At 70.0% G+C, this 13186-nt stretch carries 8 protein-coding genes and 1 pseudogene; 6 read left to right on the top strand and 3 right to left on the bottom strand.

Annotated elements, in window-relative coordinates; translation table 11 throughout:
* The first annotated feature begins 135 nt into the window (after positions 1-135).
* The 4 genes and pseudogenes from J8M50_RS19025 (at position 136) to J8M50_RS19010 (ending at position 4715) form a co-directional block, all read left to right on the top strand.
* Positions 136-1170 (top strand): YncE family protein, encoded by a 1035-nt coding sequence (locus tag J8M50_RS19025; protein WP_010357878.1) that lies wholly within the window; start codon positions 136-138, stop codon positions 1168-1170.
* A 275-nt stretch (positions 1171-1445) separates the two neighbouring features.
* Positions 1446-2768 (top strand): annotated as a pseudogene (locus J8M50_RS19020) (SCO6880 family protein); the annotation flags it as partial.
* Positions 2769-2775: 7 nt separating this feature from the next.
* Positions 2776-3174 (top strand): DUF6238 family protein, encoded by a 399-nt coding sequence (locus J8M50_RS19015; RefSeq protein WP_010355391.1) that lies wholly within the window; start codon positions 2776-2778, stop codon positions 3172-3174.
* Positions 3171-4715: a putative type IV secretion/conjugal transfer ATPase gene (locus J8M50_RS19010; RefSeq protein ID WP_010355392.1), complete on the top strand. Its 1545-nt coding sequence runs from the start codon at positions 3171-3173 to the stop codon at positions 4713-4715. The genes J8M50_RS19015 and J8M50_RS19010 overlap by 4 nt, the downstream gene beginning before the upstream one ends.
* Here the strand turns inward: J8M50_RS19010 and J8M50_RS19005 are convergent.
* Complete coding sequence (locus tag J8M50_RS19005) at positions 4681-4953, bottom strand: VOC family protein (RefSeq protein WP_141655597.1); 273 nt, start codon at positions 4951-4953, stop codon at positions 4681-4683. The genes J8M50_RS19010 and J8M50_RS19005 overlap by 35 nt on opposite strands.
* Before the next feature lie 1183 nt (positions 4954-6136).
* Here J8M50_RS19005 and J8M50_RS19000 point away from each other — a divergent pair.
* Positions 6137-7219: a hypothetical protein gene (locus J8M50_RS19000; protein ID WP_010355394.1), complete on the top strand. Its 1083-nt coding sequence runs from the start codon at positions 6137-6139 to the stop codon at positions 7217-7219.
* A 146-nt stretch (positions 7220-7365) separates the two neighbouring features.
* Positions 7366-7863: a hypothetical protein gene (locus tag J8M50_RS18995; protein WP_010355395.1), complete on the top strand. Its 498-nt coding sequence runs from the start codon at positions 7366-7368 to the stop codon at positions 7861-7863.
* A gap of 69 nt (positions 7864-7932) precedes the next feature.
* On the opposite strand, the gene J8M50_RS18990 is transcribed toward J8M50_RS18995, so the two are convergent.
* Positions 7933-8427, bottom strand: coding sequence for a hypothetical protein (locus J8M50_RS18990; RefSeq protein ID WP_010355396.1), 495 nt, complete (start codon positions 8425-8427; stop codon positions 7933-7935).
* A gap of 26 nt (positions 8428-8453) precedes the next feature.
* Complete coding sequence (locus J8M50_RS18985; protein WP_010355397.1) at positions 8454-13136, bottom strand: DUF6531 domain-containing protein; 4683 nt, start codon at positions 13134-13136, stop codon at positions 8454-8456.
* Positions 13137-13186 lie beyond the last annotated feature (50 nt).

Here is a 13186-nt window from a genome sequence, read left to right as displayed (position 1 = left end):
TTCCGGGGGATTGACCCACTGATCCGCCGACGCCCGGACAAGTGGCGCGGTACATCTGACGGCGCGAGAGATCATCACGCCGATCCGGAGGTCCACGTGCACTTTCAGCGATCCGCTGTACGGCGAACCATCGCCGTGGCCGTCACGTCAGGGCTGGCGTTCCTGGCGCCCGCGCCCGCCACGGCCGCCGCCCCGCACGCGCCGAAGCCGCAGCAGGTCTACGCCTACGTCGCCAGCTTCGACGGCCACGTGTACCCGATCGACACGAGGACCAACCAGGTCCAGGGGCTCGGGACCACCGCCGTCGGCGGCGTACCCGACCAGGTGGCGATCACCCCCGACGACGCCGGCCTCTACGTGACCAACGCCTTCAAGTACGTGTCGGCGGTCGACATCGCCAAGAAGAGCGTCACGGACATCCCCTTCGACAAGGACGAGCTCTCTCCCGACCTCCTCTACGGCGAAGCGATCGCCCCCGACGGCAAGCACGTCTACGTGGCCGTCCAGAACCCCGTCGACGGGGACAAGGTGTCGGTGATCGACACCGCCACCAACCGGGTCTCCGCCACCATCAAGGTCAGCAGGCCCGGCCAGGTGGCGATCAACCCCGGCGGCAAGCGCCTCTACGTGGCCGACAGCAAGGGCCGCCTGCTCGTGATCGACACCGCTGCCAACCAGGTCATCGCCACCATCCGCCTCGACGAAACGGCCAACGGCATGGCGGTCACCCCTGACGGCAAGCGTCTCTACGTGACCGGGGACAGCGGCACCGTCTCGGTGGTCAACCTCGTGAAGCAGAAGGTCGTCCGCACCATCCCCGACGCCGGCACGGGCGGGCTGACGATCAGCCCCAACGGCAAGCGGGCCTACGTGACGGGCGTCAACAACAAGATCCGTCAGGGAAAGGTGTCCGTGCTCAACCTGACCACCGACAAGGTCACCAAGACCGTCCCCATCGGCGACATCCCCCCGACCACCGGGTCAGGCAGGTACTTCCTCCCCTCGGAAGTGGCCCTCACCCCTGACGGAAAGAGCGCCTACGTGGTCGGCTCCTACGGCAAGGGCACACCCCAGGGAACGGTGTTCGCAATCAACACCGCAACCAACGCGGTGACCTCCATCAGCGTCGGCGCGGGCGACACCATGGGGGTAGCCGTGGGCCGACTGTGACGACGCCCCGGAAGGTTCCGTCGAAGCCGAGTGCTCCCAGGGCGGCTTCGACGGCCGGGCAGGTGCTGGGGCCTCCGGGGATGCTGACGGCGTGGTAGCCGGCGCGGGTCATCTCGGGTTCGTGCCAGGTGTGGCCGCAGCGGACCCCGACGTTGCGGCCCTGGTCGGTGCACCACACAGGCATGCCGCGCGGGGCGCAGGGGCCGGGGTGTTCGACCAGCCGGACCCGGTAAGGGCCGGCGGGCTGCGCCGGGTGCGGCTGGCGCTGGGTCGGCGGGATCATCGGCGCTCTCCAACTGCTTCCCGTGTGGGCGGTGTTGACGGCCGTCACGCTGGCCCGGCATCGCGGCCGTTCGCTGGCCGACTGGACTCCGGTCGTCGTCCGCTACACCCTGCGCCGTGTCCGTCACCAGCTCCTGTGGCTGACGCGTCCCGCGCGACGGCCCGTGCGGGAGGGGGTGTTGAACCTGCCGGGGAGGGCGGCGAGCCTGCGCGTGGCCACCTCCCCCGATCGGCGGCTCGGCGCGGTCCACGACCCGCACGCCGCGACCCTGACCGCCGTGGTCCGCGTCGCCTCCCGCGCCTACGCGCTCCTGGACCCCGGCACCCAGCACGCCAACGTCACCGGCTGGGGTCGCGCGCTCGCCGCGCTCGCCCGGACGGGACAGGTCGCGCGGATCCAGGTGCTGGAGCGCACCGTCCCGGACTCCGGTGACGCGCTGCGCCGTTACTGGCAGCAGCACGGCCACCCCCGGGCGACGCTGGCCGGGCCGCTGTACGAGGAGCTGATCGCGGGTGCGGGTCCGGCGGCGGCACCGCACGAGTCGTACGTCGCGATCTCCCTGGACATGAAGGCCACCCGACGTCTCATCGCGCAGGCCGGAGGGGGTCTGACCGGCGGGTTCGCGGTGCTGGGACAGCTGGCGGCGACGTTCGACCAAGCCGCCCGCACCGCCGGACTGACCCCGCTGGGCTGGCTGAACGCGCGGCAGATCGCGTCGGTCGTCCGTACCGCCTACGACCCCGCCGCGCTGCCGTCCCTGGATGCGTGGACTCCCGAAGGCGTCCCCGGCGCGGATCCGGCTGCGGCCGGTCCGGTGGTCGTGGCCGAGGAACCCGGACGGATCACCACGGACACCGCCTGCCACACCACCTACTGGGTGGAGAACTGGCCGCGCACCGAAGTCGGCGCCGGGTTCCTGCACCAGGTGCTGTTCTCCGCCGGGGTCCGCCGCACCCTCTCCCTCTCCTACACGCCGAAGAACATCGAGTCCGCGATGCGTGACGTCCAGCGCCGCAAAGCCTCGGTGATCGCGGACGCGAGCGAACGCGCGCGGCGCGGACAGGTCGAGTCGGAGGCGGACGGCATCGAGTACGCCGACATCCGTGAACGGGAGCGGCAGCTCATCGCCGGTCACGCCGATGTCGCTCTGACCGGCCTGCTGACCGTGTCGGCGGACACGCCGGAGAAGCTGCGCGCGGCGTGCGCGACCGTCGAGACCGCCGCTGTGGCCGCGCAGTTGGACCTGCGTGTGCTGACCTGGCAGCAGGCCGACGCGTTCACCTGCGCGGCTCTTCCTCTCGTGCTCGCCGTGTGAGAGACGGATGCGTCCCCGTGAACCGGGCGGCGGTGGCGGGGAGTTCCTGCCGTTCGCCACCGCCGCCCTGGACCTGCACCGGACCCTGGCCGTCCCCGACGGACCGCTCGTCGCCGACCCCGGCGAGCTGGACACCCTCCACGCGCACGCCGTCGCGCTCCTGCGGCTGATCGACGTCCACTCCGAACGAGCCCGCCCGATCAGCGAGTTGGCCGTACCGCTGCGGACGGCGCGGATACGGGCCTGGCAGGTCGCCGACCTCCTCCACCACGCATCCCACACCACCCCCGCTCCCGTACCCCGGCCGGCGGACCGCGCCGTGTGCCGCCGTCACCAGGACGCGCTGCGCCTCATCCGCCGCCGCACCACCCCCGCCGACCTCCGCACCCAGAGGGACCCCCGATGAACCGCACCACCGCGACCTCCCTGTTCACCCCGCGCAGGAGCGGCCGGACCGACCGCAAGGCCGCACGCACCGCCTACACGGCCGCTCGCCACCGCGCCCGCAAGGCCCAGGACACCGGCCGTCCCCGTAAAACCGCAGGTCCGGACCCGGAACTGGAGCCGGTGTTCCCCGCATCGGGCCGTCCCGGTCCGGCATCGGCGCGCGGCGGGAAGGTGCGGCTGCCGTCGCACCGGCTGACCACCGCGACCGCGTCCGGCGCCTACCCCTTCCTCGCCGAAGGCGGTCTCGGCGCCGAGGGGATCTTCATCGGCCGTGACGTGCACGCGGAGGCCGCGTTCTGCTACGACCCGTTCGCGCTGTACGCCGGCGGCCGGATCGAGGGGTTCACCAACCCCAACGCGGTGCTGGCCGGCATCATCGGGATGGGCAAGAGCGCGCTCGCGAAGTCGATCGCCACGCGGGCGATCGCGCACGGATACCGCGTCTACGTCCCCTGCGACCCGAAGGGTGAGTGGACGGCGGTCGCGCAGGCGCTGGGCGGTCAGAGCATCGCGCTCGGACCCGGCCTTCCCGGACGGCTCAATCCCCTCGACGCTCCCGCGCGTCCCGCGACGGTCGCACCCGAGGACTGGTCGGCCGAGGTCCGCAAGCGCCGTCTGCTGCTGGTCGCCGGCCTCGCCCGCACCGTGCTGAAGCGGGAGCTGCGTCCGGCCGAGCACACCGCGCTCGACGTCGCGCTCGACCTGACCGTCGCCGACGCCGACCGGGTGGGGACGGTGCCGCTGCTGGGGGACATCGCCGCCGTCCTCGGCACCCCGCACCGCCTGGAACAGGCACTCGGCGGACGCATCGCCTCGGACGATCTCGCACACGCACTGCGCCGGCTCATCCACGGGGACCTGTCCGGCATGTTCGACGCACCCTCCACCGTCGCCTTCGACCCGGCGACACCGATGCTGTCGATCGACCTCTCCCGCCTCGGCGGCACCGGCGACGACACCGCACTCGTCCTCGCGATGACCTGCGCCTCGGCATGGATGGAGGCCGCGCTCGCCGACCCGGCGGGCGGACGCCGGTGGGTGATCTACGACGAGGCGTGGCGGGTCATGCGCCACGTCGGACTGCTGGAGCGGATGCAGGCCCAGTGGAAGCTCTCGCGCGGACTCGGCATCGCCAACCTCATGATCATCCACCGGCTGTCCGACCTCCTGTCCGCCGGTGACGCCGGATCACGCGGCCGGGTCCTCGCCGAAGGACTCCTCGCGGACTACTCCACCCGCATCATCTACCGCCAAGAACCCGACCAACTCGCCGCCACAGCCTCCCTGTTGGGACTGACCGGCGTCGAGACCCAGGGCGTCTCCTCCCTCACCAAGGGACGCGGCCTATGGAAGGTCGCCGGACGCTCCTTCATCACCCAGCACCTCCTGCACCCTGCTGAACGCCGACTGTTCGACACCGACGCCCGCATGGGAACAAACAGTGCCGCGTCCACGCTGGAGAACGTCATGCTTCGTGATCGGGGTCGAGCACCACCATGAACCTGTTGCCTTCCGGATCCGTCATCAGCGCGTGCATACGATCGTGAGGTTCCACGAGAGAGGCGCCCCTGGCGATCAGTGTCTGGACCTGCTCGGCGATCGTTCCGACAAGGACGGTGACGACCGGTAGCACAGCCGGAGACTTCGCTGCGCCGACGCTGTACCCACCCCAACCCGGAATGCCGCCCCAGAACCTGATCATTTTCTCTGGGTCTACTGCTTCGAAATGAACGTGCATGCTATTACCTCGCTTTCATTTGTGCGACCGAAGCCGAAAACGGCCTACCGAATCAGTCCGGCAGGCCGTTACGGGTGAACAGACTTCAGCAGTCGATCACCGTGTTGTTCGAGTCCGCGATTCCGGGTTCACTGAAGCGTCCGTTGTATTCGACCTGCAAGATTACCTGAGTGTTGTACGTCTCCCTTTCTCTATCATGCACGCACGTGAGCCCTGGAGTGGTGTAGCGCCCGCTGCACCTCGTCCACCCACTGTCCTTGTGTTTCACCGCGCGCCAGTACCCGTCGCGCACGTACACCTGAAGATCGACCTGGACCCGGCACTGGTCGGGCGCCGGAGTCGAGCAACCCGTGTAATGGCCCTGGCCGTACAGCGGGCCACCTTGGGTGACCTGGAACGGTTTCTCGCCCTGGAACGTGCACCACACGGGAAAGGCGGCAGTCTTCGCGACGGCCCTCCCCGTGCTGCCGCCCGGAGCAGCCGACGCCGCAGCAGCCGGGACCAACAGAGCCCCCGCCGCGAGAAGCGGGACGATAAAACGCGCCTTCATTTCCCCCCAAGAAGAATCGAATGCGTGTCGTACCGCCGACCACCCTCGTAGGTTCGCAGGCGCCACACAAGAACCATGGCGCGAACCTTCCACTGTTTGTCCGATTCCCGGCCGTGGAATTAATCATTCCCTCAAATCTGCCGGCAGCGGTCCAGTAGAAAACGGCCATGCCAGCCAGACTTACTCACTCCCGTTCCTGGAGCGTCAGTCAGCCGTCATCGGGATACCTCGACTCTCCGGCATAGCGCGAACCCCGGCGACTTTCAGCGTTCGTATAAACCCCGCAGTCACCAGCTCAGTGATGAGTGCGCCGAAACGAGCCCACGAGATCCGTAATTCCGAAGGCCAGCGCTTAGCTGACGAACTCGGCTACAGCGGCGCAGCGTTGGCGAGGGCCGCTGATCACCTGGCCAACTGGACCGGCGTCGACCAGTCTGCGTGCCCGGGACGTGTCCAGGCGGCCCTGGCCCGATCCGCCGGCGATCAGCACGGTGACCCTGCCGATTCCCCGTCAGCCTCGGCAGCGTCCATCCCTCCTGCCGCACCCCGCTCGCGTGGACGCCTCTAGCACCGATCTCCGGCGCGGCCAAACCGCCCGATCTCCGCATTCTCGCTCTGCCGAAAGGACGACTTATGGCCTCTGACCTCACCCGTTTCGCCACCGCCCTCGCCGCCGAGCTGGGCTGGACCGCCACACCGGCACGACCGGAGGGACACACGCTCTGGGGCTTCGGCACCCGCCTACACGAGGCCCTGGACAAGGCGTCGGAAGCAGCTCTGCTGACCACCCCCGGCGGCACCGAGTTCGTCATCGTCCCGCGCACCGACCCCGATGCCCACCGCTACCTCGTCGGACCGCTGCGCCCCACCGACCTGCCCGACAACACGGCCGCGGCGATACGGGAACCGACCGTCGTCCTCCTCAACACGGCGTCCACCCCGGAGCACGCCGCAGGCCGTTTCAGCATGTTCCTCTCCGGCTGGGAGGACCATCTCGTCCGTGCGCGGGCGGCGCTGGAACCCTCCGAGGCAGCACGCCTCGACCACGCCTTCACCGCCTACGCCGGGACCGTCACCGCCACGCTCCCCGGCGCCTGGACCACCACGTCCCTGAACCTCGACTCCTTCGCCCACTGGCGGCTCTTCCACACCCTGTGGAGCACCGGGTCCGACACCGGCCGCAAAGTCTCCGCCTCGGCAGCCCGCGCCGCGCTCCTGACCGGCCCGCGCCACCGTGTCCTGCTCGTCCAGGACGCCGGCCCCTACCGGGACACGACCGCCTTCACCTTCCTCCCGGCCCGCCTGCATCTCACCCCCGACAGCCCCGTCCCCGGCCCGGCACCGCTTCCTGTGACCGCCGACGCCAACGCCTCAGCGCAGAGCATCCGCTCCCTCCTGCTGCCCGCTGCCCGCCTGGGACCGCGCGGTCTTCTCCGCCCGGACCGGTGTCCTCGCCCACGCCACCGCCGAGCTGCGGCAGGCCCTCACACCCAGCGACTACGCCCTGCGTGCCCTCGGCTGGGAGTACCAGCCGTCCCTCGACGTCTACACACTCCCCGCCCACCTCGACGCCCTGACAACTGTCGCCGGCACCGTCCGGACCCTCCACGAGACCGGTCACACCGTCGCCGTGGAGCCCGCCCTCGCCGAAGCCGTCGCGCACCGCTCCCCGCAGGTCCCTCCCGCCGCCCACCGACCGGGGCGCCCCCCCGATGAGTGCGATAGCCATGGCCAACAGCCCTGCTCGCTCGGCCACTTCACGGCCATCGGCCAGGAGCACACCGGCTGCCTCTCCCCCACCGGCTCCGCTCCCTTCGCTCCCCTCCCGCACCCGCTGACCCACTGCCCGTCTGGAATCACCCGTGACCGTACCCACCACCTGGACCATCACCCACTCCTGCGGACACACCGCAGACCGCGACCTCTCCGACCGCCCAGCCGACCGCCGCGCCGGCTTCGCCGACTGGCTCACCCGCAGCCCCTGCACCGACTGCTGGCGCGCCTCCCGCACCACCGATACCGCCTCGAAGGACACCTGGCTCACCGAACAACGAGCCACCGAACAGGCCGAAGCCAACACCTGGGCCGAACACCACCACATGCCCCCACTCGACGGCACCGAACGCGCCGTCCCCTGGGCCGTCCGCTGCCGCCACCAACTCCTCACCGCCGCCTACACCACCCTCGTCGCCGAAGGCGAACACACCGAAGAGGAATGGGAGTCGCTGGAGAACGAAGCCCGTCTGATCACCCGTGCGGGATGGTGGCTCGACCAGCGCAACGCCGACCCCGGAGACCTTCCCGAACTCCTGCAAGCCGCCACCTCCGACGACCGGCTTACAGAGAACCCGTTCGCCTGACATGAGGAAGAGCCGTTGCTCGGTCCCGACGGCGGCCAGGAATTCAAAGGGGAGGATAGGTCGGGCAGATCAATCCTGGTTCTCGTAGCGGTAGTTGTAGTAGTCCTTGCCCGCGACAAGGACCGAGGTGACGTATGTCGGCAAGCCGTCGGCGTCCCGTTCGACCTCCTGGGAGGTCTGGCGGGTGAAGCCCAGTGACACGCCGGGGATCACGGGGTACTCGGGCTGGGACGTGTCGAGCGTCCAGCCCCGTTCGGCGGCGCGGTGGAAGAGGTCCGCAGCGGGGGTGGTGAACACCTCGTCCCCGTCGAGCAGGACACGGGTGGTGGAGGTACGGCCTTCGCCGGGCCACCACAGTTCGATCGCGGTGATGCGGGTTCCGCCTTCGGCCAGCGCCTGTACGCCGACGTGGTCGAGGGTCCAGGACGCTTTCGCCGAGTTGCGGCTCGGGCGCCGCAGCACACGGGGTTCGCCCCAGCCGGGTACCGCGGCGAGTGCCTCGTCGAACGTCATGCCCAGCAGGATCGGCGCGACTCCGTGCGGCGGGTCGAGAACCAGGTCCACGGCCGACTCCTCGTTCCTTCACGACGTCATTTCAGGATGTCGTAGTTTATCGTCCACCCCTTCGCGGTCAGCATGGCCTGGAATTTCCTGTTGCTCGCCAGGCTGTCGACCATGTCCTTGATGTGGGTGTCGTACTTGTCGCCGTAGAGCTCGCGTATCTCGTCGATGTCCATTTTCATGGCCTCGTCCCAGCGTCCCGCGTCGATCAACTGCCGTTGGTTCGCCCGCCATTGTTCGCTCTCCTTGCTGGAGCCGGTGCTCGTCAGCTCCCGGTGGTCCTCGGCGTCCATGCGGATCGCGGGGCCCATGCCGGCGCCGCCACCGTTCTTGTCCGTCCGGAAGCCGGCCACGTCCAAGTGGGAGTAGGAGGCTTTGGCGGGGATGTGGTTGATCTCCTGGTCGACGGGGTTGCGCCGTTCCTTTTTGTCGTTGAGGAGGTTCGCGGGTTTCAGGCCGCTGTACCAACCGCCGTTCTCCGTGCATCCCTTGGCGATCAGGCCCTCGGGGTCCATGCGGGTGTGCGGGTTGGTGACGTAGGCGACCGGGTTGGGGGCGGGTCCCAGGCCGAGCGGGTCGGGGCTGGTGTAGCGCGCGGTGTCGGGGTCGTAGTGACGCTGGTAGTTGTAGTGGAAGCCGGTCTCGGCGTCGTCGTACTGGCCGGGAAGGCGCAGTGGTGTGTACGCCTCCGCACCCCGGTTCCAGCTCGTGGCTCCCCAGACCGTGGACCGGCCGTGCCAGGCGACCGTGCCGTGCTCGTCGACGAGTTCGCTGGGGGCACCGACCAGGTCCGTGACGATCGCGAAGAAGCGGGCGTCGACGTCGTCCGGTGAGCCGGGGTCGAGGCGGCGTTCGTACTGGGTCAGCGGGCGGTGGCCGTCGTAGTCCCAGGTCGTGGCGACCTGGTGGGCGGTGTCGGTCTGTTCGGCCAGCCGGGTGCCGTCCCAGGTGAAGTACACGGAGTGCGCGACAGCGTGTCCGTCCTCGGCCATGCGGTGTTTGGCGGTGCGGCGTCCCAGCGGGTCGTAGGTGTAGGTCCAGCGGGCGCCGTCGGGGGTGGTGCAGGCGACAAGCCGGTTCTCGTCGTCCCAGGTGTAGTGCCAGGTGTCCGGTTTCTTCGACAGGCGGGTCTTCCGGCGCAGGACGGTGCGTCCGGCGGCGTCGTACGCGTAGCGGATGCGTCCGGCGGCCAGGACCCGGGTGCCCTCGTAGACGCGTGTACCGCGGCCTTCGGGGCGCGCAGCCCGGTCCGGCCATGCCGCGTGGGTCTCGTTGCCGGCGCTGTCGTAGGCGTACGTCTCCGTCCAGTTCTCCGCCGTGACGCTCAGCGGGCGGCCGACCGGGTCGAGGCGGAAGCTGCGGGTCGTGCCGTGGGGTCCGTCGGAGACGCGTTCCAGACAGCCGTCGGCCCGGTAGCCGTAGGTACGGGCGTGCAGGGTCCGGGTGCCGGCGGTCAGGTGCTGTGCGGTGAGGCGGCCCATGTCGTTCCACCCCGAGGCGAGGGTGACCGGGGCGTCCGCGGGGCCGAGGCTGCGGGTGAGTTCCTTGCCCCACGCGTCGTGGGTGAAGGCCAGGGCGTGGCCGTTGCTGAGCAGTTCGGTGCGGTTGCCGGCCGCGTCGTGGGTGGAGTGGGTCACGGCGCCGGTGGGGGTGATGCGGGTGGTACGGCGTCCGGCGGCGTCGTAGGCGAACCGGACCGTGCGTCCGTCGACGGTCTCGGCGACGACCCTGCCGAGCGTGTCGCGTTCCAGGGTGAGCGTCGAGGTGGGCGAGGCCAGTGAGCGGATGCGGCCGGCCGCGTCGTACGTGTAGTGGGTACGGCGGCCCTCGACGTCCTTGGCGGTGACGCGGCCCATCGCGTCGTACTCGCTGGTGATCCGGGCGCCGGACGGGGTCGTGCGAGCGACGGGGCGGCCGGCCGGGTCGTACGTGTAGGTGACCGTGCGGCTGTCGAAGTCGGACTCGGAGGTCAGGTTGCCGGCCGCGTCGTGGGTGTAACTCCACTTCAGTCCCTGCGGGTTGAGGACTTCGGTGAGGCGTAGTTCGGTGTCGTAGACGAACGTGTAGCGGGCGCCGTCCGCGCCGGTCCGGGCTGCGAGCCGGTCGAAGTGTGTGTACTCGAAACGGGTGACGGCTCCGCAGGCGTCGGTATGCGAGGTGCAGTTGCCCTCCGCGTCCCAGGTCCAGCGCTCGACGGAGCCGTCCGGTGCGGTGCGCCGGGCGAGCCAGCCCTGGGGAAGCCATTCCAGGTGGGTGGTCGCGCCGCCGGGAGCGGTGAACCGGACGGGGCGGCCGAAGGCGTCACGCCCCGACGACGCGGTGTGGCCGAGGGCGTCCGTGCGGGAGAGCACCAGACCCGCCGCGTCGTGCGTGAAGCGCTCGCTCGCGCCGACGGGGTCGGTCACCGTCAGGAGCGCGCCGCGTGCGTCGTAGGTGAAGTGGGTCTCGGTGCCGTCCGGTGCGGTGATGCGGGTGCGGTTGCCGCGCTCGTCGAAGGTCTGGCGCCAGGTCGTGCCATCAGTGCCGGTGATCTCCTCCGGCAGGTCGAGCGCGTTGTAGCGGGTGGTCGACGTGCTGCCGTCCGGGAACCGGATCTCCGCCAGGTTGCCGCGCTCGTCCCAGGTGAAGCGGGCGGTGTCGCCGACCTGGTCGGTGCGCTCCAGCAGGTTGTCGTGGCGGTCCCACACGGAGTGGACGGTGTGGCCGAGCGGGTCGGTCTCGGAGACGGTCTGGCCGAGCGCGTTGAACCGGGTGACGGTGACCGCGCCCGTCGAGTCGGTGAACCGGGTGACGCGTTCGGAACTGTCGTACTCGAAACGCGAGGAGAGCGCTCCGTCGGGGCCGACGGTCTCCACGACCCGGCCGGCCGCGTCGTACACGTACGTATAGGTGTGGCCGTTGCGGTCGGTCCACGACGTCACCCGGTGCTCGTCGTCGTAGGTGAAGCACAGCGCTGCGGTGTCGGCGAAGGACGTGATCTCGGTCAGGTCGTCGCCGGTGTAGTCGAACGAGGAGACCGTGATGGGGCCGGTCTCCGTACGCAGTTCCAGGGCGGTCACGTGACCGCTCGTCCGGTCGCAGGAAACTCGTACGTCGTAGCCGCCGTGGTGAGCGACGGCCACGGGCAGCCCCTCGTCGTCGCGGACGATCTCCAGGGTGTTGCCGTTGCGGTCCTCGATCCCGGTGAGCCAGTACAGGCCGCCAGAGGTGTACGGGCTGCCGGTGAACCGGCGTATTCGCCCGGAGTGCGGGTCGCGGGTGGTGTAGGTGACTTCGCCGAGCACGCTGCGTCCCTCATGGGTGAGCGGGATCCGCTCGCCCTCGACCGGCTGGACCGGCTCGTCCGGGGCGGTCGGCAGCCGGGGGTAGACGAGGAGCGAGCCGTCCTCGCGCGCCCAGACCGCGCCCTGTCCTGTCAGCTCCAGGCGTTCGTCGAGCGTCGAGGCCCAGCTCGGACCGAAACAACGGCCGTAGCGGTAACCGGAGATGTGCGTGCGCCGCAGCACCAGCGGCAGGATGCCCGGCAGGCCGAGGTCCGTCTGGGAGAGCACCATCTCGCCGCTCGCGACGTCGACCGGGTCGGTCTTGCAGTGACGCCGGTCCAGGGAGACGGCCTTCCCACGGGCGTCGGCCAGGACGTCCTTCGTAGACCCGGGCAGGGGCTTGCCGGTGCCGGCCGGGCGCGTGTGGTCCGAGCCGCCGGCGTCGTGCTTGCCGACATCGACGCTCCTGGCCCGGTCGGCGACGCCGAGGTCGGTGTTCTTGTGCAGCCGCGAAGCCGCACGCGTGCGCTCCGGGATCGTCTCCGTGATGTGCTTGGCGACCTTGTCGAGGGCCTTCTCCGTACCCTTCAGTCCGCCGTGCAGCACGCTGTCGAACGCCTGCGTGAACGGGTCGCGGCCCTTGCTCCGCCCGAACGCACCCCTGGCCCGCCCCAGCGGCGAGGACGCCGCCACCCGCAACTCCCCGCCGTGCCAGGCGACTTTGCCAGCGCCGCCCTCGAACTCGGTGTGGTCGATCCGGGTGACCTTCTCCGCACCGCCTCCGCCGGTCCCGCCACCCCCGCCTCCGGCCGAGGCGATCTGCATACCGCCGTGCCCACCCTTGCCACCGGACCCGCCGGCGCTGTCCGGCATCGAGAACGCGCCCTCCGCCAGGTCGAGCACCATGTCCTCGACCATCGCCTCCAGCTTCGCGTTGACCGGCTCCGTCACCTTCGCGATCACCTCGTCGACGATCCGGTCCACCGCCTCGTCGACGATCCGCTTGACCACCTGCCGCATCGCCGCGATCTCCGCCGCGCCCAGCACCGCCGACAGACCCCCCGTCACCCACGCCAGCCCGATGGACAGGCCCACCGACCCCGCCATGATCGCGAGTTCGGCCTCCGCCTTCGTCTTCATCCCGAAGACAATGTCCGCCAGGACATCGCACGCGTCCGCGAACAGCCGCGCCAGCTCGGGGAGTTTCTCCAGATGACCGGCCTTCACCTGGCCCCAGTGCCGCTCCATCGCGTCCACGGCCCAGCCCTCGGACGACGACAGGATCCGCGCGAACGCCAGATGCGCGTCCGCGCCATGCCCCTCGAAGTTCTCCGCGAACTCCCGCATCGCCGTGGCCATCTCGCGGTAATCGTCCTCGTCCACGTTCGGGAACTTGATCCCGATGAAGTCCAGAACCTCATCCAGCCAACCCGGAATCGTGTAACCCATCCCCGTGCCCCTCCCCGCAGCCCTACGTCCACTTGTTCGGACCTCGTTCA

Source organism: Streptomyces acidiscabies (assembly GCF_020010905.1).
Lineage (GTDB): Bacteria > Actinomycetota > Actinomycetes > Streptomycetales > Streptomycetaceae > Streptomyces > Streptomyces acidiscabies.
This window is presented reverse-complemented; position numbering and strand designations above follow the sequence as displayed.

Coding starts and splice junctions, on each gene's coding strand:
- J8M50_RS18985 (WP_010355397.1), bottom strand. CDS start 13,136: ATGGGTTACACGATTCCGGGTTGGCTGGATGAGGTTCTGGACTTCATC.
- J8M50_RS19005 (WP_141655597.1), bottom strand. CDS start 4,953: ATGCACGTTCATTTCGAAGCAGTAGACCCAGAGAAAATGATCAGGTTC.
- J8M50_RS19000 (WP_010355394.1), top strand. CDS start 6,137: ATGGCCTCTGACCTCACCCGTTTCGCCACCGCCCTCGCCGCCGAGCTG.
- J8M50_RS19015 (WP_010355391.1), top strand. CDS start 2,776: ATGCGTCCCCGTGAACCGGGCGGCGGTGGCGGGGAGTTCCTGCCGTTC.
- J8M50_RS19010 (WP_010355392.1), top strand. CDS start 3,171: ATGAACCGCACCACCGCGACCTCCCTGTTCACCCCGCGCAGGAGCGGC.